Origin of the sequence: Filimonas effusa (assembly GCF_004118675.1) — a bacterium.
GTDB classification, from domain to species: Bacteria; Bacteroidota; Bacteroidia; order Chitinophagales; family Chitinophagaceae; genus Filimonas; species Filimonas effusa.
In genome coordinates this window covers 328,772-351,865 of sequence record NZ_SDHZ01000005.1, presented here as the reverse complement: position 1 = coordinate 351,865, position 23,094 = coordinate 328,772, and the positions used below count along the sequence as shown (strand labels likewise).

The 23,094-nt window shown below is 46.0% G+C and carries 20 protein-coding genes; 15 read left to right on the top strand and 5 right to left on the bottom strand.

The genetic code is table 11. The features are described from left to right. The first annotated feature begins 26 nt into the window (after positions 1 to 26). The 3 genes from ESB13_RS22960 (at position 27) to ESB13_RS22950 (ending at position 4,364) form a co-directional block, all read left to right on the top strand. Complete coding sequence (locus tag ESB13_RS22960; protein WP_129006278.1) at positions 27 to 1,859, top strand: beta strand repeat-containing protein; 1,833 nt, start codon at positions 27 to 29, stop codon at positions 1,857 to 1,859. Further along, entirely contained in the window at positions 1,860 to 3,449 is a 1,590-nt protein-coding gene (locus ESB13_RS22955) for a T9SS type A sorting domain-containing protein (RefSeq protein ID WP_129006276.1), read from the top strand. An 87-nt stretch (positions 3,450 to 3,536) separates the two neighbouring features. Continuing rightward, a complete protein-coding gene (locus tag ESB13_RS22950) occupies positions 3,537 to 4,364 on the top strand; it encodes a peptidase associated/transthyretin-like domain-containing protein (RefSeq protein WP_129006274.1) in 828 nt (275 codons plus the stop codon). A 9-nt stretch (positions 4,365 to 4,373) separates the two neighbouring features. Here ESB13_RS22950 and nadA read toward each other — a convergent pair whose 3' ends face one another. After that, positions 4,374 to 5,387, bottom strand: coding sequence for a quinolinate synthase NadA (nadA, locus tag ESB13_RS22945; protein ID WP_129006272.1), 1,014 nt, complete (start codon positions 5,385 to 5,387; stop codon positions 4,374 to 4,376). A gap of 501 nt (positions 5,388 to 5,888) precedes the next feature. On the opposite strand from nadA, the gene ESB13_RS22940 reads away from it, so the two are divergent. After that, positions 5,889 to 7,994: a SurA N-terminal domain-containing protein gene (locus ESB13_RS22940; protein WP_129006270.1), complete on the top strand. Its 2,106-nt coding sequence runs from the start codon at positions 5,889 to 5,891 to the stop codon at positions 7,992 to 7,994. Positions 7,995 to 8,314: 320 nt separating this feature from the next. Continuing rightward, complete coding sequence (locus tag ESB13_RS22935) at positions 8,315 to 8,818, top strand: DUF2480 family protein (RefSeq protein WP_129006268.1); 504 nt, start codon at positions 8,315 to 8,317, stop codon at positions 8,816 to 8,818. A 46-nt stretch (positions 8,819 to 8,864) separates the two neighbouring features. Here ESB13_RS22935 and corA read toward each other — a convergent pair whose 3' ends face one another. Next, a complete protein-coding gene (corA, locus tag ESB13_RS22930; RefSeq protein ID WP_129006266.1) occupies positions 8,865 to 9,956 on the bottom strand; it encodes a magnesium/cobalt transporter CorA in 1,092 nt (363 codons plus the stop codon). 103 nt (positions 9,957 to 10,059) lie between these two features. Between corA and ESB13_RS22925 the strand changes: the two genes are divergently transcribed. Further along, on the top strand, positions 10,060 to 10,974 hold the full coding sequence (locus ESB13_RS22925) for an OmpA/MotB family protein (protein ID WP_129006264.1): 915 nt from the start codon (positions 10,060 to 10,062) through the stop codon (positions 10,972 to 10,974). A 197-nt stretch (positions 10,975 to 11,171) separates the two neighbouring features. Further along, entirely contained in the window at positions 11,172 to 11,675 is a 504-nt protein-coding gene (locus tag ESB13_RS22920) for an META domain-containing protein (protein WP_129006262.1), read from the top strand. Positions 11,676 to 11,690: 15 nt separating this feature from the next. On the opposite strand, the gene ESB13_RS22915 is transcribed toward ESB13_RS22920, so the two are convergent. Next, positions 11,691 to 12,620, bottom strand: coding sequence for an EamA family transporter (locus tag ESB13_RS22915; RefSeq protein WP_129006260.1), 930 nt, complete (start codon positions 12,618 to 12,620; stop codon positions 11,691 to 11,693). 6 nt (positions 12,621 to 12,626) lie between these two features. Continuing rightward, positions 12,627 to 13,934, bottom strand: a complete 1,308-nt coding sequence (locus ESB13_RS22910) for a serine hydrolase (protein ID WP_129006258.1) — start codon at positions 13,932 to 13,934, stop codon at positions 12,627 to 12,629. A 70-nt stretch (positions 13,935 to 14,004) separates the two neighbouring features. Here ESB13_RS22910 and ESB13_RS22905 point away from each other — a divergent pair, with 70 nt between their 5' ends. From ESB13_RS22905 to ESB13_RS22875, 7 genes are all read left to right on the top strand, one after another. After that, a complete protein-coding gene (locus tag ESB13_RS22905; protein ID WP_129006256.1) occupies positions 14,005 to 16,353 on the top strand; it encodes an ATP-dependent helicase in 2,349 nt (782 codons plus the stop codon). A 545-nt stretch (positions 16,354 to 16,898) separates the two neighbouring features. Beyond that, positions 16,899 to 17,468, top strand: a complete 570-nt coding sequence (locus ESB13_RS22900; RefSeq protein ID WP_129006254.1) for a peroxiredoxin — start codon at positions 16,899 to 16,901, stop codon at positions 17,466 to 17,468. A 64-nt stretch (positions 17,469 to 17,532) separates the two neighbouring features. Then, on the top strand, positions 17,533 to 18,156 hold the full coding sequence (locus ESB13_RS22895) for a carboxymuconolactone decarboxylase family protein (RefSeq protein ID WP_246022663.1): 624 nt from the start codon (positions 17,533 to 17,535) through the stop codon (positions 18,154 to 18,156). A 63-nt stretch (positions 18,157 to 18,219) separates the two neighbouring features. After that, positions 18,220 to 18,819 carry a NifU family protein gene (locus ESB13_RS22890; RefSeq protein WP_129006253.1) on the top strand — a complete coding sequence of 200 codons (600 nt, stop codon included), beginning with the start codon at positions 18,220 to 18,222 and terminating at the stop codon, positions 18,817 to 18,819. A 516-nt stretch (positions 18,820 to 19,335) separates the two neighbouring features. Next, on the top strand, positions 19,336 to 19,833 hold the full coding sequence (locus ESB13_RS22885) for a hypothetical protein (protein WP_129006251.1): 498 nt from the start codon (positions 19,336 to 19,338) through the stop codon (positions 19,831 to 19,833). 28 nt (positions 19,834 to 19,861) lie between these two features. Then, on the top strand, positions 19,862 to 20,389 hold the full coding sequence (locus ESB13_RS22880; RefSeq protein WP_129006249.1) for a helix-turn-helix domain-containing protein: 528 nt from the start codon (positions 19,862 to 19,864) through the stop codon (positions 20,387 to 20,389). A gap of 35 nt (positions 20,390 to 20,424) precedes the next feature. Continuing rightward, complete coding sequence (locus ESB13_RS22875; RefSeq protein WP_129006246.1) at positions 20,425 to 20,961, top strand: AAA family ATPase; 537 nt, start codon at positions 20,425 to 20,427, stop codon at positions 20,959 to 20,961. Positions 20,962 to 21,107: 146 nt separating this feature from the next. Here the strand turns inward: ESB13_RS22875 and dnaN are convergent, their stop codons facing one another. After that, positions 21,108 to 22,223, bottom strand: a complete 1,116-nt coding sequence (gene dnaN, locus ESB13_RS22870; RefSeq protein ID WP_129006244.1) for a DNA polymerase III subunit beta — start codon at positions 22,221 to 22,223, stop codon at positions 21,108 to 21,110. 201 nt (positions 22,224 to 22,424) lie between these two features. Here dnaN and ESB13_RS22865 point away from each other — a divergent pair, with 201 nt between their 5' ends. Then, positions 22,425 to 22,907 (top strand): regulatory protein RecX, encoded by a 483-nt coding sequence (locus ESB13_RS22865; protein WP_129006243.1) that lies wholly within the window; start codon positions 22,425 to 22,427, stop codon positions 22,905 to 22,907. Positions 22,908 to 23,094 lie beyond the last annotated feature (187 nt).

The following is a 23,094-nucleotide window of genomic DNA, read 5'->3' as shown; positions in this document are numbered from 1 at the left end:
TCTGTAACAATGATGATGGCCCGGGTATGTACCTACGTTTCCTGATTAACATATGTGTAGTTGTATTTCTCCTGTTACAATCAAACAGTGGCATCGCTCAGCTTAAACTGGGTGATGCTGCTGCCCGACTGGAGAAATCTGCCTTGCTTGAACTGAATGGTAACAGGCAAGGGTTACTTCTGCCCAGACTTACAGACACAGGTACGATCAATGCCCTGTCACCTCCCGATGGCATGTTAATCTATTTCATTCCTTCAAACGCAGGAAAAGGAGTGTACATTAGAAAAACAGGTCGTTGGCAACCACTGATAACTGATTCAACATTAACCGCAGCCAATAGTAACAATTGGAGTTTGACAGGTAATTCGGGATTAACAGGTAGCGAAAAACTGGGTTCACTTAACAACGCAGGATTAAATATCGTTACCAATAATACCAATCGGATTACCATCACGGCAGCAGGTTTAACCAGTATAACAGGTAACACCAACATATCAGGAAATACTATATTAGGCGGAACACTTTCTCTTAACCCCGCAAGCAGCAGCTCAGATATCACAGCACTATTACTTAATGGAAGTAATGTCGTGGTAAAGCGCCCTCTGAGCTCCGTTGCTTTCGATGGCGCTATTCAAAGTATCAACGGATTAACTACAAGTAACCAGACATTTACACTTACCACCAATGCTACAGCGCTAAGTCTAACCTCCAGTGGATCCACACATACATTGAATATCCCTGATGCCAGTGCTACACTCTCCGGCATCGTAAATACCACTGCCCAAACCTTTGCAGGAAACAAAACTTTCAGCAATAACCTAACCGTAAGTGGAACAACAATACTTAATGCCGCAGCTAGTACTACAGATGCCGACTTCCTTGTACTCAACGCTTCCAACCAGGTGGTAAAAAGAAACATCAGTACATTTCCGGGAATACAAAGCTTAAACGGATTAACAGCAGCGATACAAACTTTTGGCGCAGTTGCCAATGGTACACTCGGATTTACTACCAGCGGAAGCGCCCACATATTAAGTATCCCGGATGCAGACGCTACCAACAGAGGCTTTGTTTCAACAACAGCACAAACTATAGCAGGTAACAAAACCCTGACCGGAACTACTACACTAACATCCGCAGCCGTAAGTACAACAGACAACAACTTCCTTGCATTAAATGCCTCCAATCAAATAGTACAACGAAGTATCACCACGCTTCCGGGAATACAAAGTCTGAACGGATTAACCGGCGCTACACAAACATTTGCTGCCATTGGTACCGGCGCACTCGGATTCACAAGCAGTGGAACTGCACACACACTAAACATACCCGACGCTGGTACTGGCACAGCTAGAGGCCTTGTAACAAACAGCGCACAAACAATAGGGGGAGATAAAACTTTCGCCAATAATGTAGCAGTAACAGGCAACGTCGCCGTAACGGGCACAACAAAAGTTGGCTCTGCGGGAACAGCACTTAACAGTATTATAAAATACACCGTAACATCCTATCCAGCCTTTACAATACCCGGTACTAAACTAACAACCACCGGTGCTGTCGGTGGAATATCACAAGATAAAACAGCCTATGTAATAAAAACATTTACAGTTCCTGGAGCTAATGTTGGAGCGTCTGTGATAGTGAACCCTTCACAACAAATGGCAGACAACTCGGTTATCGCTTATGCAAGAGTATCAGCAACTAATACTGTTGAGGTTAAATTCTGCAATACGAATGCTCCAGTATTTACAGGACTAGCAGTATTAAGTTTAACAGTGCTATCAGTAGGTTCAACAACTCCGGCCAGCCAGGATATCACCGTCCCCGCTATGGACTTCTACTTCACCATCATCCAATAAATGAAGCACCTGATCCTCTATATCATCAGCCTGCTTCTCCTGCTTTCCACAAAAGCACAACGTGCCAACGTATACATCCCCCCCAATAGTACCGTAGGATTTTTCAACACCGATACTACCGCCATCTTCGGAGATATTAACAACGAAGGAAAAATATACCTGCCCACCAACAGCTATATCTACTTCCTCGGACAAAATTGGAAAAACAACCTCGGCAGTGCCATCATAGATGAATCCATCACCGGCACCCTCGCTGTAGGTGGTACCGTACAATTCCAACAGCCCGACCCACTATCCGCACTACCACAACGTATCTTCGGTGGATATACCGCCGCTGCCCGTTCCGGTACTTACTTTCCTAACATAGATATTAACAACCCCGCCGGCATCTTCGTGGATAACGAAAGCGATCTTGCCGTTAGAAACCAGATCCACTTCCGCAATGGAAAAATAACTATTCGCCAGGCTAGTCTCGTCTCCGGATCAACCATACGACGTGGACATATCACAGGATATAACCAAAACAACTATGTAGTAACAGAAAACGGCCCCTACGGCGGATTCATGTACAGACTATCAGTTCCCCCGGGAACAGATACCATCACATTTCCTATAGGAACAGAAAAATCATATACGCCAGCTGCTATCATCAACCACGGCGAAACAGACGACTACAGGGCAAGAGTCTTCAACGATGTCTATACCGGCGGCCTCTCCGGAACAGATGTCGCCTACTTATCCACAGGCAAAACCTGGATAATCGCAAATGACAAACCTGTATTCAACAGTACCGTTCTTTTACAGCACCTGGTAACAGAAGAAGGCCCCCTGTTCGCAGCCAACCGCACTACAGCTTATGTCAGCCACCTGAAAGATGGCGCATGGGATACTACCAGCTTTTCCACAACGCCGGCATCACCAGGTAACATCACCACCGGCACACCTTTTAACGGATCGGCTATCTTAAGCAGGGTCTTCAATATGTCACAACCCAGCAGTTACCTGTTCGCATCATTTACAAAAGCTACCCGCCCCGGAAACGCTACAACCAACCTCGTGTTCTCTGCGCGGCGACTGACCAATATACTCGCTTCACTCAGTCTGGATGTGGATAACGAACGAAATGTGTATTACTACGAAATACAAAAACGAAGAGATACCGCCGCCAACTGGATTGTCTCCGACACCATTACCGCAACCAACGCACTGGCGCCACATAACTACCGCCGGCTCGATCACGATGTGTATTACCGCGGACTTATCCACTATCGTGTACGTATCGTAAGTTATTCCGGCACCTTCACCTATTCGCCCGAAAGAACCATCGAAGGCATCCAGGAAGCATATTATGTACAGGTTTTCCCCAACCCCGGCTTCGGCAACTTCAACCTCAGAGTGTTAAATATGCCTGACGCTAAAACTATGGTAGTCTACGATCAGTGGGGCGACGCACTCCTGGCCAAACCAATCGTATCCGAATTAACACCGTTCGACCTTACCACACTACCATCGGCAACCTACTATGTTGTCATCTACGGCGACCAGAAACGAAAACTCCATACCGAGAAAATTATCAAACTGAAAAGATAAGCGCATACGTAAAATACCGTTAAAAAGGGCGAACTTCCTCTGTTCATAAGAAGCTAGTTAGTATTATTACAACTCAAGGAAAGCGCATTGAATTATAACCTCTACTTCAGACTGTATATTTTATTGACCTTGTTCACGCTTCCCGGTATGCTCCAGGCGCAGCAAACCTGGCAGATCCGTGGCGTGGTATCGGATTATACCAACCGTTCCCCGATCGATGCGGTGAGCGTGTTCGCCAGCTCAGGAGCCAGAGCCATCACCGACAGCACAGGAAAATACAGCATCAATGTGAAAACAGGGGATTCAATCTGGTTCTCTTACTTCAACAAACAAACCATGCGCTACCCCGTCGATACCATCTCCAATACCAACGACTTTGAAGTAGCACTGCATATCGATGTACTACGCAACCTCCCCGAAGTCAGGGTAAGAAGCAGCGACTATAAACAGGATTCTATACAAAACAGAAAAGACTACGCAAAGATCTTCAACTTCAGAAAACCAGGCCTGCGCTTAAGCACAAGCCCTCCGTCAACTTATACACCCGGAAGCCTCACAGTAGGCCTCGACCTCGAAGAACTCATCAACGCATTCCGCTTCCGCAGAAACAAACGCCTCGCTTCACTGCAGGAACGACTGCTCCAGGAAGAACAGGATAAATACATTTTCCACAAATTCACAAAACGCCAGGTAAAACAACTCACAAACCTCGACGGCGATGAGCTGGTTACCTTCATGAACTTCTATAAACCCGATTACGAAGTCATCCAGCGTATGAACGATCTGGAAATGGCATACTATATCGAACTGTGTTTTACACAATACAAGGAAATGAAAGCAAGAGGAATACCGCTAAAACGCTATTTAGTACCCCGTCCTGCCGGTGATTCTCTGAAACAGATCCTACCAAACTAAAACCTCTTTCTATCCAATTAAGCCCGCTTTACGGCTTATTTCAAGCATCCGCTCAATTGGCTTCAAGGCAGCAACCCGTAATTCCTCCTCCATCGTGATCTCAGGGGTCTCATATTCCATGCACAGGTAAAGCTTCTCCAATGTGTTCAGCTTCATATGCGGACAATCATTACAAGCACAGGAATTATCCGGGGGAGCAGGAATAAAGGTCTTCGTAGGAGCATCCTGTTGCATCTGGTGCAGGATACCAGTCTCGGTAGCAACAATATATTCTTTCGCATCATCCTGTACAGCAAACTTGAGCAGCTGTGTCGTACTTCCTATGAACTCCGCTTCACGCAGTATCGCCTCTTCACATTCAGGATGTGCAATCAGCTTCGCATGCGGATGACGCACCTTAAGTTTCTTTATCTTTTCCAGGCTGAAGATCTCGTGTACCATACAGGCGCCATTCCATAATACCATATTACGCCCCGTTATCTTATTCAGGTAGCCACCCAGGTTCTTGTCAGGTGCAAAAATGATAGGCTGGTCTGCAGGAACGCTTTCGATGATCTGTTTGGCATTACCGCTGGTGCAGATGATATCACTCAGCGCTTTTATCTCAGCTGTACAGTTGATGTATGAAATAACGATATGATCAGGATGTTTCGCCTTGAATTGTTTGAACAATGCCGCCGGCGCACTGTCGGCCAGCGAACAACCCGCCTTCAGATCCGGCAGTAATACCTTCTTGTGCGGGTTCAGGATCTTCGCAGTCTCCGCCATGAAATGCACACCGGCGAAAACAATGATATCTGCATCGGTCTTCGCAGCCTGTTGCGCCAGGCCCAGACTATCCCCAATATAATCCGCCACATCCTGGATATCCGGCTCCTGGTAATAGTGCGCGAGCAGCACCGCATTTTTTTCTTTTTTCAACCGCTCTATTTCACGGAACAGATCGAGCGTTGGGTCAACCTCAATATCCAGGAATCCTCTTGCGTTCACTTTTGACCTTGCTTCAGAAATGTTGATATCCATTGTAATATTCTTTATTAATACATTATTTATATAACCCAATACTACTATTACGGGTGTGTATTTCGGGAAAACTTAGTTGTCCCCACAGTGCAAAGTTAATTATAGTGAGACTATCCACAGCTATCCACAAATAAATCACATCGCCAATTTCAATGCAGGCGGTGTTTTCGCCCACTTTTTAACATTCGGGGATATTCATAACCAGGTTTATACCCATCCACTAATTCACACAAAATTCACTGTTAATTAACTGCGGGTAAATGGTTGGAATTTTCCCGGTTTCCGCAAAAGCCCCAAAATCCCGCCGGGTTATTCCACCTGAATCCACCATCGCCACTGTCCCGAACCCGGGTTTTCCACACAATACACCGGTTATGCACAGGTTCATGGGGAAAAGGGGTTTTAATAGGAAAATTTCTTATTTCTGACCGGGGTTGGCTTATTTCACTACTGTTTCCTATATTTTTGCCATCTTCATTTTCTAAATCTATTAAAAAGATTATGTCAGTTATTCAACGTATTCGCGATAAGGCTGCTTGGATCATTTTCGGTGCGATAGCGCTGGCATTGATTGCCTTTATTTTACAGGATGGTTCTGTTCGTGGTGGAAGCATGTTTGCGAACACAACTACAATAGCGAGTGTAAATGGTGCCAAGATCGAAAAAAAGGAATTCGATGCGAAAGTGGATCTGTACCAGCAAATGCAGGGAGCCCAGGGAGCGCAACGGAATCAACTGAGTGCCAGCGTATATAATATGATGGTAGAGCAGGAAGTATTACAACAACAACTGAATAAACTCGGCCTCGCCGTTACAGGTAACGAACTCGGCGACATCTTATTCAGCCCCGCCTCTCCCCTCGCAAGAGAATTTACCGACCCCCAGACTGGTATCTTCGACGAAGCAAAAGCGCGCCAGGCATTTGCCCAACTGAAAAAATCCAAAGACCAGGAACAACTGGGCATGATCGACCGTATCTATGTAGAGCCTGCTATGATCCAGGCACTCCACCAGAAATACCAGGCCATGATCACCCAGGCGATCTACGTTCCAAAATGGATGGCCGAAAAAGCTAACGCCGACAATAGCTCCATTACCTCTATTTCTTATGTATATGCTCCTTATAGCAGCGTTGCCGACAGCACCGTTAAAATAAGCAACGACGAAATAGCGGCTTATGTGAATAAACATTCAAAACAATTCAAACAGGAAGAAGAAACAAGGAACATTTCCTACGTAAGCTTCGACGCCTTCCCAAGCGCTGCCGATACTGCTGCCGTAGTAAACCAGCTGAATGAGATCCGCGGCGAATTCGTAGCAACCAACGATCCTAAAAGCTTCATCGGCTCTAAAGGGTCCGAACTTCCCTACGCCGATATCTACGTTACACGCAGTAATATGAAAATGCCTTTCGCTGACAGCATTATGGCATTGGCCGACGGACAGGTGTTTGGCCCTTACCTCGACGCTAATAATTATACACTGGCTAAAATGGTAGGTCGCCGCGAATTGCCCGACTCCGTTAAAGTACGCCACATCTTAATTAAAACAGGCGAAAACGGCCAGCAAACATTACCCGATAGCATCGCTAAAAAACGTATCGACAGTATTGCTACTGCTATTAACGGCGGTGCCGACTTCGCTTCTATGGTAGTGAAATATTCCGATGACCCCGGAAGCAAAGCAACCGGCGGCGAATACACTTTCTCTTCTATGCAGTTTGCAAGCATCAGCAAAGAATTTGCTGAAGTAGCATTCTACGGCAACACCGGCGATAAAAAAGTAGTAAAAGTGGAAGGCGGTTATTCCGGATACCATTATATACAGGTACTGGAACAAAAAAATCGCCAGATCGCTTATAAAGTGGCAACCCTGGCTAAACCAATTGCTGCCAGCTCCGAAACAATCGCTGCCGCCAGCACAGCTGCACAACAGTTTGCCGCTTCCAGCAGAACCAAAAAAGCGTTCGACGAAACAGCCAGCAAACAAAGTAAATACCCAATGACCGCTCCTGATGTAAGAAAGAACGATTTCTCCATCATGGGCCTTGGCGAAAACCGCACCTTCATTAAATGGATCTTCGACAACAAAGCAGGTGATGTCTCCGATCCTGTGGAAATCGGCGACCACTATGTTATCGCCGTTATCACCGGTGTTAATCCTGCCGGTACCATGTCACCCAGCGCTGCAAGGCCTATGGTGGAAGGTCTGCTGAAAAATGAAAAGAAAGCACAACAGCTTATCAGCACCAAATTCAAAGGCAACAGCCTCGAATCTTACGCACAAAGCGTTGGTACAACTATTTTACGTGCCGACAGCCTTTCCTTCCAGTCACCTTTTATCCCTGGTGTAGGAAGCGAACCTAAAATTGTAGGCGCCGGATTCAACAAAGCCCTCCAGGCTAAAGTTTCCGATCCTATCGCCGGTTCTACAGGTGTATTCGTTGTGAAAAGCGAATTCATCGGCGCAAGGCCTTCTTTCGGCGGTTCTATCGACGAACAACGCAAAGCCATCGAAACCGGTATGCGTTCACAGATCGGTTACCAGGCAATGGGCGCTTTACGTAAAGCCGCTAAAGTAAAAGACTACCGTTCCGACTTCTTCTAGTATTCATTGAAAAGACGGCTGCAGCCGTCGGTTGATGAATCGGAAAATATTATCGCGCCCCGGCTCTGCCGGGGCGCTTTTTTATACCCAACTCCCCATAAAACACGAAACACCCGCTATAGTAACGCCTAGTTTTATGTGAACACAAGCGCGGTCGCGGGCAAAGCGCACAACCAAACCCGCTCTAAAGCCGCCTTAAAGCCGTCTTCAACCCGCTCACAATGCCACAACCCGCCACCAGCCCAACCTTCAGGTGAAAATTCTCCCAAATTCCCGCATCCCCAACATCGCATCCCCACACTTCGTAATTTTGCACTATTATGGAAACAATTGTGAATAAAGTAGCGGAAAGCGGTATCATCACGCTCGACCTCGAGACGTTTTACCCAAAAGCAGATCTTGCAGTGTTCGATCTGAAGGAATATTTATTCATGGGACTGATCCTGAAAGAAAAAGACTTCCGCGCCACATTGCTCACACTCGACTGGGAAACCTACCGCGATAAATACGTAGCAGTAACCTGCACAGCAGATGCAATTATCCCCATGTGGGCATACATGCTGGTAGCCAGCTACCTGCAACCTGTAGCAAAAGACCTGGTCGTAGGCGATGAAAAAACATTGATCAACAACATATTTATTAAAAATATCGCTGCCCTCGATGCAGAAGATTTCCAGGATAAAAGAGTAGTGGTAAAAGGCTGTGGCGACATCCAGATCCCCGAAACCGCTTATCTCGAGATCACGAATAAACTGCGGCCCTTCGTAAAAAGCCTCATGTACGGAGAACCCTGCAGCACCGTGCCTATTTTCAAAAGGAAATAATTGTGTTCACAAGCGCAGGCGGAAAGGCATTGCCCGTGAAACTGAACTAAAACCAGCCCCGCTTCCTGAACACCCATACCATCCATATGGGTATAACCAGCATCAGCGACACCGCAATATAAAACCCGTCTTTATTGTGCAGGTAAGGTATTCTGTCGAAGTTCATCCCGAATATGCCGCCGATAACCGTCGCCGGAGCCAGTAAACACGTAACAATGGCCATCACTTTCATGACCTCGTTCAGTTTCATATTGGCCTTGTTGAGATACAGGTCCTGCATGCTCATCATCATATCACGATAGTTCTCTACCAGGTCCGCCGCCTGCACAATGTGATCATATACGTCCTTGAAATATTTGAGCGTCTTTTCCTGCATCAGCGGACAGTCTGTACGGATAAACCCGTTCACAAGTTCCCGCACCGGCAGCACATTTCGCTTTAAAACGATCAGTTCCTTTCTCATGCCGTTTATCCGCGCCAGTGTACGCGGACTGCTGTTGCGGATGATCTCTTCCTCAACAAACTCAAGCCGGTCGCTCAGGTTTTCCATCACCACGAAATAATGGTCTATGATCATATCTATAAGCGCATAGCACAAGTAGTCGGCCCCGCTTTGCCTGATTTTCGACCCCGGCGAACGCAGCCGGTTACGCAATACATCAAACACATCCCGGTGCGCATCCTCCTGGAAGCTCAGCACAAAGTTCTTCCCCATGAATATGCTGATCTGCTCCGTTTCTACCGACGCTTTTTCCTGGTTATAGAACAACATGTTCAACAGGCAGTAAAGACTGTCATCCATTTCATCCATCTTGGGCCGCTGGCCAACACTGAGTATGTCCTCCCCAATTAAGAAATGAATGTTAAAATGCTGGCATATTTGCTCTATGTCTGCCTTGCGTAAACCTTCAATATTTATCCAGCTAACGCTCTCTTTATCGCGGAACGGAAAACAATCTTCAACATTATGGAAATGGTGCTCTTCCATGAAACCGTTGCTGTAATTGAATACTTCCACTTTTACTTCTTTCGCCTCTTCCCGGGCAGGCAAAACCGTTGGATTAAAACCAAAGATTTCCTTGGTCCTCTTGGTACCAAACACAGGGAATATAAGTTGCAGGTACTTACTGGGATTCATTACGTTATAAAATTGGCTCAGTTTTCGTTAAGGTAGGATAAAATGATCAATATCGCCGGCCGGCCCGGAAGGATATTTTTTATTATATAAAAACTATTATGTTATGAAAACAAATCTCATTTTGTTGGCGGGATTATCTTCCACCCTGTTGTTCGCCTGCGTTAGCCCTAAAAAACTTCGCGAAGCAGAATCCCGCTATTCCCAATTAAATGGAGCCTACCTCGAACTACAGGGAAAACTCCGCGATTGTGAACAAAAATCAAAAGATTCGGCTGACGCATTCGCAAGAAGAAAGGCTTTCTACGAAAACCGCCTGAACAACTCCCTGGAAGCCATCGATTTCCTGAAACAAAATAATAACCAGGTGCTCTCTCAACTCAAAGACCTCTCCGTGATCTCAGGCTCTCAGGCCGAAAGCATCAAGAAGTCTCTTGAAAATATAGGAATGAAAGACGCCTATATCAAAGACCTCCAGAGCGCTATCGCTAAAAAAGACTCGCTGAATATGGCCCTCGTAATGAACCTCAAGGGCGCCATCGGTAACCTCGATGATAAAGACATCAACATCAAAGTTGATAAAGGTGTGGTTTACATCGATATCTCCGATAAACTGCTGTTCAAAAGCGGAAGCTACGACATCACCGATCGCGCAAAAGAAGTACTGGGCAAAGTCGCCACCGTACTTAACAACCAGCCCAACATCGAATTCATGGTGGAAGGTCATACCGACAACGTGAAATTTGCCCGCGGCGTATTACTCGACAACTGGGATCTTAGCGTGAAACGCGCCACTTCGGTAGTAAGGGTACTGCAGGAACAATACCGCATCCCCGCTTCCCGTATGACCGCCGCCGGCCGTGGTGAATATGTACCCGTTGCCGATAACGCCACTACAGAAGGTAAAGCCGCCAACAGGCGTACAAGGATCGTGATCCTGCCTCAGTTAGACCAGTTCTTCAAACTGCTGGAAAAACCTGAACAAGGCGGTATGCAGCCAGTTCCCCCACCAGCAAAATAGCCGGCAAGGGAAAACATACGGCAAGCTGCCACTGACCAAAGCGGTTAGGGGCAGCCCGGAAAGTAACAGTCGCATTCTATAGTTGAAAGCAGGCAATAAAGAGGTAGAATTATTTGCCCACCTGCTGGAACAAAAGTTGATATAAATAAAGCGGCAGGGTTTTAAAACCCGCCGCTTTATTTTTTAAAATTGCGTTTATGAAAAAGTACATTTTCCCCGCTTCAGTGGTCATGTTCCTCGCCGCCGGCTTGTTTTTGCAAACCGCCTGCAACAATGCTACCCCAGCAGGTTCCTCAGATAGTACAAGCAGTATCCGCAAAGAAACTACCGCTCTCAAGCCTGTCGATACTACCACCCTCGCCGGCAGATGGATCCTCGAACCCCAGCTGGCTTCCGATACCGCCTCAGGCAAATTACCCGAAATAACCTTCAACACCGGCGACGGCAGCTTCACAGGTAATAACGGCTGCAACCGCATGTCCGGCCACTACTCCCTCCGCGCCGATACGCTCGTTTTCGACGAACGTATCATCACCACCCGGATGGCCTGTATGGGTTACAACGAAAAACCCTTCATGGATAACCTGGTACGTACCAACCGCTTCAAAATTGAAGGCGGCAAACTTACCCTGTACAATAACGAAACAATACTATCCACCTGGGTACGCTACGTAGAAATAGAGAAGGATAAAAAAGTGTAGAAATGATCCGCGCACTTAACTGCCGGCCTTCTTCCGATACTTGGCCAGGTTTATCAATAATACACTCATCAATATCACCGCCAATCCGCCCAGCTGCATTAAACTCATCGATTCATTGGCGAATACTACCCCAAGTAATACCGCCACAACAGGATTAACATACGCATAAGTGCTCACCTGCGTAGCAGGCCTTACCTGCAGCAACCACACATACGCCGAATAAGCCGCAAGCGAACCCATTACAATCAGGTAGCCGGTAGCAAACCACGCACTGCCGGGAACCTGTGCCCAGTTGAAACCATTTAATTCGCCGCTGACCAGCGTAGCCGGAACAAAAGCAATACCCGCCACCAGCATCTGCCAGCAGGTATTTACAGTTGCCGATACTCCCTTCGCATAATATTTGGAATAAAGCGATCCGCCCGACCAGCACATAGAAGCCAGTATCAATAGAAAAAGAGAGATCAGCTGCACGTTGTCATGAGACGCCGCTACTTCAGAAGCCTGCTCACTAAACAACAATACCACACCAATGAACCCTATAACCAATCCTATTATAGTCGACTTACTTCGGAAGTTCGTTGCCCACGAAGGTTTATCAAGTAATACAAACCAGATGGGAGAAGTAGATACCAGCACCGCCACCAGCGAACTGGGCAGGTATTGCTCTACCCATACCACCGCGCCGTTGCCTATAAACAATAACAACATACCGCTTACGAGAGCAGGTTTGATGGAAGGCCAGTGAAACAGGTTTTCTTTTTTATAGATACACCATCCGGCTAACAGCGTTCCTGCAATCAGGAAACGAATGGCAGCCATTAACATAGCCGGAATATGTTCAACCGCCACACGGATAAAGAAATAAGTAGATCCCCATACGATATAAACGGTCGCAAAGGCCAAAATGACTAACCATTTTGGCGCATGTATTGTTTTGTTCATGGAATATTAGTCTGCCTCCCGGTAATTGATACGGAAGCGGTTCAGATCCGGCAGCTTTTTCCGCTGCCGTTTTAATTCAAAGTTATAGATCAGCTTCCCTATTTCTTCAAAAAAAGGATAACCCAGGTTCTCATAGTCATATTTGTCGTCGTTAATGATCCCGTCCCTGTTCACATAAATTGTCCCCGAAAGCATAAATTCAACCTTGTTCTTGAAATCAACAACATAAGCCGCATCCGTCAGGAACCCGTACGACCATCCCGTCTTGTTGAACACCCGTATATGATCGGGGATCTTCTGCCTGTGCGATTTAAAGAAAAAGAACTTGGTATAACTGTCAAAATACTCCGAAGTATCATACCTGGGAAACCTTGCCTCCGAAGGATATTCCGACATATACCGGTACAAAAACCGGTAATCATCTTCCGATAATAAAAACCGCTGCCCGGCCGGAACAGATGCCGGGAACAGGATAGCCTGCAACATCCGCTGCATATCCCGCAACGTAAAAACATTATGCGTCGTAAAATCCATCGGCAAATGCACCAGCGAATCATTACTGTTGTAATGAGCATTGCCCACCAGGTATTTCCTGCCGAAATCAAAATGCACAGAACTATAAGCCGCCGGCTGGTAATAAATAACAGAATCTTCACCAGACATAAAACCCCCGCCACGAACAGCAGCACCGGCAACAGTATCGCCCCGCACAAACCGGATTGGATTCGAACGCCGGTTCTGCTCCGGGCTCAACCGCTCAAAACGCCGGGTAATACGTGTGCCACTATATCCCTTTTTCCATAACCCTTCATTCAGCTCCTGTTGCCCCACAAATTCATTCAAACGGTTATACGCATCATTATCACTCACCAGGAAGATCTTCTTAATATATTGCGCAACGGAAGGCAAACCATTCTCCGCACTGGCATCAGCATAATAACGATGCTGCCCCAAAGCTGCACTATCCGTTAACATAGGCGTAAACTTGTTCAGCCCCGGAATCGCCAAACGGTTTAACTTCTCCAGTGCCATTAATGCAGTTGGCAACTTAACCATCGAAGCCGGGTTGAAATACACGGAATCACTCACATTAAAATAGTAATGTGTAAAAACAGGACGGTTATGTTTATCCCTGTTGATCTGTGTATAAATAATTTGATAGCGGAAACTGTCGGGGTTGTTCAATAAATGAAGCAGCGAATCCGAGGCATGCACCCGGATATACTTTTCCAGCCACGATGGAGAAGAAATTTGCGCCCGCAGAACTACCGAACAAAACAGTAAAAAAAAGAGCGACAAAAGGGCAGTTCTCATGACTACTAAAGTAGATGGAATATGGATAAAAAGCAAACAAAAAACCAATGGCCGGTAGTACCTTTGCCGGATGCAACATTTACTGGATGGATTGAATGAACAACAGCGGGAAGCAGTAATGCATATCAACGGTCCGCTGATGATAGTTGCCGGCGCCGGCAGTGGTAAAACCAAGGTGCTGACAACCCGTATTGCTTACCTCTTATCAAAAGGTGTAGATGCCTTTAACATTCTGGCACTGACTTTCACCAACAAGGCTGCCGCCGAAATGAAGGAACGTATCGAAAAAATGCTGGGTAACAACGAAGCCCGCAATTTATATATCGGAACCTTCCACAGCGTATTCGCACGTATCCTCCGCGCCGAAGTACACCGCATCGGATACCCCAGCAGCTTTACCATTTATGACAGCGACGACAGCCGCAGCGTGCTCAAAACTGTGATCAATGAACTCAACCTCGACGATAAATTATACAAACCCAACGTAGTTCATAGCCGCATCTCCCAGGCAAAGAACGCATTGATGAGCCCGGCAGAATATGCCATGGATCACCATATTCAGCAGGAAGACATGCGCTCGAACCGCCCGGCTATCGCACAGATCTACCAGGGATACGTCGCACGCTGTTTTAAAAACGGCGCCATGGACTTCGACGACCTGCTCGTAAAAATGCACGAACTCCTGAAGAACTTCCCCGAAGTACTTCACAAATTCCAGCATAAGTTCAAATACATCATGATCGATGAGTATCAGGATACCAACGCCGTGCAATACGAGATCACAAAACTCCTCGCCGCCGCCCACGAAAACATTTGCGTGGTGGGCGACGACGCACAAAGTATCTATAGCTTCCGCGGCGCTACCATCGAAAACATCCTCCAGTTCCAGAAAGATTACGACGATGTCCGCGTGGTAAAACTGGAACAAAACTATCGTTGTACCCAAAGCATCCTCAAGGTCGCCAACGAAGTCATCAAAAAGAACATCGGCCAGATCCCCAAAGAACTGTGGACGGAAAACGAAAGCGGCGAAAAAATAAAGCTCGTCCGCACAATGACCGACAACGACGAAGGACGTTTCGTTGCCGATATCATCCAGGAACAAAAACTCCGCAATCATTATTATAACCGCGACTTCGCCATCTTATACCGCACCAACGCCCAGAGCCGTTCTTTTGAAGAAAGCCTGCGCCGCATGGGCATCGCCTATAAGATCTACGGCGGACTAAGCTTCTACCAGCGGAAAGAGGTAAAAGACTTCATCGCCTACCTGCGCGTAGTAGCCAACACCCGCGACGAAGAAGCCCTGAAACGTATTATCAACTACCCCGTCCGCGGTATCGGCAAAACAACGATAGACAGGGCCATCGTAACCGCCAACGAAAATAACGTTACCCTGTGGGAAGTTCTGGAACGTGCACAGGAAGCTGGTTTCAAAGCCGGCACCCTCGAAAGCATCAAAGGCTTTGTGTACATGATAAAGTCTTTCCAGACCATGCTGCAAACACATAATGCGTATGATGTTGCGGTGTTGATCGGTAAAAATACCACGCTGGTAAAAGAACTGTTCAACGATAAAACAGTAGAAGGCCTCGCCCGTTACGAGAACGTACAGGAATTACTGAACTCCATAAAGGAATGGACCGAAAGCCCAAGCAACGCAGAAGGCGAAGTAGGCGAGAAAACGTTAGGTGTTTACTTGCAGCAGATCACCCTGTTAACCGATGCCGATAACGACAAGGAAGACAGCGATGTGGTGAAGCTTATGACCATCCACGCCGCAAAAGGGCTTGAATTCCCGGTAGTATTTGTGGGTGGCGTTGAAGAAACTATCTTCCCCAGCGGCATGAGCATAAATACCCGCGAAGAGCTCGAAGAAGAACGCCGTTTGTTCTACGTGGCTGTAACCCGCGCCAAGCACAGGTTGTGGTTGACATTTGCCAATGCCCGCTACCGCTTTGGTAACCTGGTTCAAAACGAACCCAGCCGCTTCCTCGAAGAAATGCCCGAAGAATTCGTAGACCGCAGCTATGCAGGCGGCGGCGCCCGCAACCAGGGCGGCATGGGCGCCGGCGTAGAACGTATGCAAAGAAGTTTCGGAAGTACAACGGCCCAGGCCGAAAAAATGTATGGCCCCCCTCCTTCCAAAAAGAAAGACGCCGCACCGGCACGTCCTTCCTATATGCCTGCTCAACCTCCCGCTTCAAAAGTGGTGGAACATAAACCCTCCGCCAACTTCGAACCCAGTGATACCAGCAACCTGCAGGTTGGACAGGTAGTAGAACATCAGAAGTTCGGCTTCGGCGAAGTCACCAAAATGGAAGGCTCCGCACACAACCCCATCGCCACCGTAGTTTTCAAAACCAACGGCGAAAAAAAGATCATGCTCAACTACGCCAAACTCAGAATAGTGCAGTAACAACAAGTGGGCAAAAGAAAGAATGGAATAACTCCCGGCTGTGTAAAGACAACCGGGAGTTTTGTTTTGCTAAGGTTATTATCACATTTGCTAAAAAAAGGGCGTTTTTCTAAGAAGCTTTAGAGAAGCTCTTAAGAAGCTTTAAGGAAGCTTTGAAACATATACCGGCAAACAGTAACTTTTTTTAGCAAAAGCGTAAATGCCCGTTGCATCCATCCCTGCTGTTTTACCATCTACCAGTTTGTCATCTGCCCCCTATCTCTTTTACAAACCAATAGATTTTGTCTATGACTACATAGACAAATGCACTTGTGACCAGTCCTTCAAAGAGGCAATTTTGCACTGTTATCAGAACAACAGAATGGTTGAATGAAGAGGATGATAGGAACAGGGGATCTGGAGCATGGATAAAAAATCATGAGCCCGAACACCGGACATTTATCTGAATCAGGGAAGGTCCTCTTCCCGTGACGCTGCTACAGCGTAAACATTTGCCATAAGAAAGCCCGTTATTAATTCGTAAACGTATTGTAAAACATAACAGTATGAACAACAGAGTATTATCTATCGGAAGCCCGTTTCCTGCCTTCAAAAAGAAAGCAGTCGTATCTATTGAAAAAGGTAAAGAGTTTACAGACATCACACATGAAGTGGCAAGCGCAGATGGCAAATGGACAGTAATGTTCTGGTGGCCTAAAGATTTCACCTTCGTTTGTCCTACCGAAATCGCTGAATTCAACAAAAAAGCCAGCGAGTTTAGCGACCGCGACGCAGTATTGATCGGTGCATCTACCGATTCTGAATTCGTACACGCAGCCTGGAGAAGGGATCACGCCGACCTGCGCGACCTTAAATTCCCCATGCTGGCAGATACTTCCAAAAGCCTCGCCGAAGAGTTAGGCATCCTGGATGCTGAAGAAAAGATCGCTTACCGCGCTACTTTCATCATTGATCCTCAGGGTATTGTACGTTGGGTAAGCGTTTACGACCTCAACGTGGGCCGTAGCGTGCAGGAAGTGCTTCGTGTGCTCGACGCTTTACAGACCGATGAACTCTGTCCCTGCAACTGGAGCAAAGGCGAACAAACGCTTACAGAAGCGCTGAGCATGAACTAACCACTTTGATTAGGAATTAGGAGAATAATGGAATGGAACAATACGGCAGGAATTTTCCTGCCGTATGCATAAACAGAAAAACGAATATACCATGAGCACAACAACGATACAGAACGAGACTTTTACCAACCTCTTGAACGACCTCAATATCCCCGACTATGTACCTTCCGCCAATGCACAGGCATTACTGCAGGTAGAAGCCCGCTACATCAAGGATCTTAAAATAAATGTGGGTAACGTGCTTAACAACGCACAATACCTCAACCGTAAAGAATCATTGTTACTGGCCCTCGCCGTAGCCGTGAACGAACGCTTTACCCTTTTACAGGAGGCATTCACCCAACTGGCGCTTGCAGCCGGCGCTACAGAAGCCGAAATCGCCGAAGTAGTGGCCTGCACCTCCCTCATGAATACGAACAATATCTTCTACAGGTTCCGCCACTTCATGAAAAAAGACTTCTACAGCAACCAGCAGGCAGGTATCAAAATGAGCATTATGATGAATCCTGTCCTCGGAAAAGAATTCTTCGAACTCCTGAGCCTCGTAGTTTCTTCAATAAACGGCTGCGAAATGTGCGTAACCTCGCACGAACAGTCTGTATTACAACATGGCGCCAGCGAAAGCCGTGTATTTGAAGCAGTTAAGCTGGGAGCGGTTATCAAAGGCCTGGTTACTGTATTAGGTTAGGAAAACGGCAGCTTATTTGCTGCGCTTTTACTAACTTTGTTCATTAAGGTAAATAGACGCGTTATGATTAAAACAGGAAATCCCGTAATCAGTATTTATACAGAAATGACTCCCAACCCGGAGACGATGAAGTTTGTTGTCAACAAACTGCTGTATCCCGGTAAGAGCATCGATTTCGCGGACGAGACAATGGCTGGTCCTTCCCCCCTGGCGAAGGAGCTGTTTAGCTTTCCCTTCATTAAAAGCGTTTTCATCGCCAGCAACTTCATTACGCTCACTAAAACCAGCGATACCGAAGATTGGCACGATGTCATTCCCAATATCAAGCAGTTCTTAAAAGACTACCTGGAGAATGGTGGTGTAGTGATCAATGAAGAGGAGGTAGCACAAATTAAACAGGAAGCAAGCAACGTAGTGGCCGCTGATGACGACGATGTGGTAAAACGCATCAAAGAATTACTCGACAACTACGTAAAACCCGCAGTAGAAATGGACGGCGGCGCCATCCAGTTCAAAAGCTATACCGATGGCGTGGTAAACCTCATGTTACAAGGTAGCTGCAGCGGATGCCCTTCTTCCATGATCACCCTCAAAGCAGGCATCGAAGGCATGATGAAGCGTATGATCCCCGAAGTGAAAGAAGTGGTCGCCGAAGCCGAATAATTACTGAGCTTAGTTACCAAATAATAAAAGCTGGTGTCGCAATCCGTGTCACCAGCTTTTTTATGCTCCCGCGAATTTGCCTTTTCCTGTTTTTTGGATTAACCGCTATTAGGATAGCGGTTTTCTAAATTATACTTAACTTACATTCCTTATCAGGAGTTTAACTCTCATGCATTCACCGCCTGATAAAGGAAGCCTTTGATTATTGCAACTACAATGCCCCGGCAGCACCCGGAATAAAAGGCACTTGTATTCTTTCCTGACAACTAATATTTGAATAAAAACCAGGTACAAACTACCTGTAGAATTCGCATGCGCATTTTAGTGCGTGTGCAGAACAACTATTTAAATTTTAGATCATGATAGAAATGAAAAACAACAGACCACTGGCTATAACACGAAACGCGGCCAGAAAATGTCCGAAGGGAACATTGAGCCTTCTCGGGGATCATTACATTTATGTAAATGATATTTATGATTATGTAAACTATTTTCCTTACCTTTAATCTATGATAAATGTTCGTTCAGGATGTCATCAACAACAAAAGGTTACAGGCTGTCGTAGAACGGTTAACGGAAATTGACTTCATTACCATAGAAAATAGCAGGCGGTTTAATAATTTTTCCTGGAATTTATACAAAGAACATGAAGTGTATAAGCTGAGGTTAAAAGGAAGAAAAACCATTCTGGGGCTTATTTGCATAATAGATCACCCGGGTAAAGCTATTAATGCCATCGAAATTGAATTGATAGAAGTGGGTAAAGAAAATATTGGCTTGGGTAAAAAAATCGATGGTATAGCAGGCTGCCTTATCGCCTTTGCCTGTAAAGAATCATTTAAGCGCAGGCATGAAGGAGTCGTTTTTCTAACGCCTAAAACATGCCTGGTTAACCACTATACCTCGGCTTATGGTTTTACCTATTTGCCAATAAAAACATTCAGAAGCCTTACCGGGTTTATGGTGTTGAATAAAATTGGCTCATTCCGGATCATCGCACGTTATATGATATAGCATACAACAACGCATTAAAATATATTCTATGAAGTCACATAAAAACATCGAAGAACAATACACTCCACAGGAAATTGCAGCATCATTTGTTTTTCCGGGAACCAAAGATCCCGAAGAACGTGAAATAATGCTTGCCGAATACAAGAAATACCGCAAACAGCTTTCCGAAAATGAAACCGAGGAAGGACGAATTTTTTCGGGGCTGCTCCAGTTAAAATTCCAGATGGAAGATTATCTCGCCAACAAAGTATTTGATAAGAGCTATGATTTTGGCTATTTTCTCAAAGAGTATGTTGCACGTATAAAAAAGAAAAACAAACAATTTGCAGAGGAAATAGGGATAGATCCTACCGAATTAAGCCAGATCCTGAATAAACACAGGAAGCCAACCGATAAATTAATTTATCGGTTGGATATACATTCCAATAGCGGCTTACCTGCTATTATGTGGTTCAGGCTTTTGGAAAAGGAAAGAATTCATGAATTAAACTATAACAAGGATGTTATAAACAATGAAAGACCCCACGTAAAACAAACGCTCAGTTTTTCATTTTAAATCCTGCCCATCTCCTGCCTATCTTTGGCAGCTGAATGAAAAAAGTTGTTATCATAGGCCCCGAGTCAACAGGTAAAAGCACACTGTGCGCACAACTGGCATCCCATTTCAATACGGAATGGTGTCCCGAGTTTGCACGGGATTATCTCCTGCAGGAAGGAAAAGACTATACTTATAACGACCTGCTTACTATTGCCCGCGGCCAGACAGCACTCGAAGAACAGTTCATCAGTAAGTCTGATGCGCCCCTTCTCTTTTTCGATACAGACCAGTATGTCATGAAGGTCTGGTGCGAATTTGTATTTGACAACTGCCACCCCTATATCCTCGATACCATCGCAAAACGCAAATACGATCTCTACCTCCTGTGCGATATCGACCTTCCCTGGATAGCAGACGAACTGCGCGAATACCCCGATGAACGCCCGCGCCAGGAATTGTTCCATATGTACAAAGACCTGCTCGTGCAGCAACACGTACCCTGGGTACGCATCAGCGGCGACTATGACCAGCGGTTTAATAAAGCAGTCGCCGCTGTAGAAGCGCATATAAATTTCCCCGCAGCGCAATAAACGCTTCAGCGCCCGTTACCAATAACGTTATTGTACTTTTTATCTCCCGGAATGCCATGCTCAGGCCACAATGGAAGAGAATACAATTAAATAAAAAAGGTTGCACCAAGCGGCACAACCTCTTCTTATAGTTGGGTCTGTAAATCTTAGTTATTCAGCATCAGCGGCATCACCAGCATCAGCAGCTCCTCTCCTTCAGCCTGCTCAATGGGTTTAATGATACCCGCTTTGGTAGAAGTAGATAACTCGATCTTCACTTCATCACTGTCGGCAGCATTCAGCATCTCGATCAGGAATTTCGCATTGAAAGCGATCTGCAGGTCTTCACCATCATACTGACAGTTCATACGCTCAGTACCTTCAAAGCTGAAATCAACATCCTGCGCAGTCAGTTGTAACTCACTTCCGCTGATGTTCAACGCCACCTGGTTGGTGCTTTTGTTACTGAACACGCTTACACGGCGCAGCGCACTCTGGAAATCAGATTTGCTCACCAGCAACTTGTAAGGGTTGTCGGTAGGGATTACTACTTTATAATCAGGGAAACGCGCATCTATCAGGCGACAGATCAGCTGTGTAGAACCATGTGTGATAAATAAGTGGTTGCTGTTATAGCTGATGGTTAATTCGTCGTCGTTATCAGGTAACGCGTTTTTCAACAGGTTCAAAGGTTTCTTCGGCGCAATGAAGCTGTCTGCTTTCGGACTGCTCACATTGGTTTTCTTATAACGAACCAAACGGTGAGCATCGGTAGCTACAAACTGAACAGAATCTTTCTGCAGCTCAAAGAATACACCCGTCATAGCCGGACGAAGATCATCATTACTTACAGCAAACAAAGTTTTGTTGATGGCTGTAACAAGAGCGCCCGCAGGAATGGTAAAGCTGTTGGTATCGTCAGCAGCAGGTTCCTTAGGGAAGTTGTCAGGGTTTTCACCCATCACCTTGTACTTACCGTTGTCGCTGGTGATCTCAACCGCGAAGTTTTTGTCGATGCTAAAGGTCAGCGGCTGGTCTGCTATGTTTTTAAGAGAGTCGATCAGGATCTTGGCAGGAATACAAACCTTACCATTGGCTTTGCTTTCAACCTCCATCTGTACACGCATCACAGTCTCCAGGTCGGTGGCAACAATGGTCAGTTTTTTATCCTCGATTTCAAATAAGAAATCTTCCAGGATGGGGAGTACCGTATTGGAATTGATAACACCGCTGATTTGTTGTAAATGTTTCAGCAAAGAAGAAGACGATACTATGAATTTCATACTGTCACTACAATTTTTGTATTGGCAACAAACCTACAGCAAAATGTTAACATTCAGTAATAAGTGTGTTGCGGAAACGGTCTTTGAAAGCCTGAAAGTCGCATTTTTTTGGTAAGTAAGCCGCAAATGGGGGAAATTTTTCGCCCGAATGGCTTTAGGTTTGCTTTCTTACAGGCAATTGCCACTGTATCACAAGTAACTATGCCAGCAGGTAAATTCAGTATATCCAAGGAAAAGGCCTTGCCAAAGATCAGGCATTACTGCGCCTATCAGGAACGAAGCCACCACGAAGTAAAGGAAAAGCTCTATGGCTTCGGCCTCCGCAAAACAGAGGTCGAAGAACTCATGGCCACACTCATCGAAGACGACTATCTTAATGAAAGCCGCTTTGCCGAACAGTTTGCCGGCGGAAGGTTCCGCATGAAAAAATGGGGCAAAGTGAAAATAACGCATGAACTCAAACTACGACAGGTAAGCCCCTATAATCTGAAGAAAGCCCTCGCAGCAATACCGGAAGAAGACTACCTGGAAACATTGCAGAAACTGGTTCATGATAAATGGACATCCCTGAAACACGAACAATACATCAACCGCCAGGCAAAAACCATGGCCTACCTCCTGCAAAAAGGTTATGAAGCAGGATTGATAAAAGAAGCCCTCGCAAAAGAACGGCAACAACCCTAAACTAATATAACGCCCTACCTTGTCACCCGCCATCTTCCATCTGTCGTTCATCTGCCACCCCTCACCACTTTCTACCATCCACCATCTGCCTCACCTCATCACTTCCTACCATTCACCATCTGTCAATCATCTGCCACCCCTCACCACTTTCTGTCATCTGTCATCCGCCATCTGTTATCTATTCTCT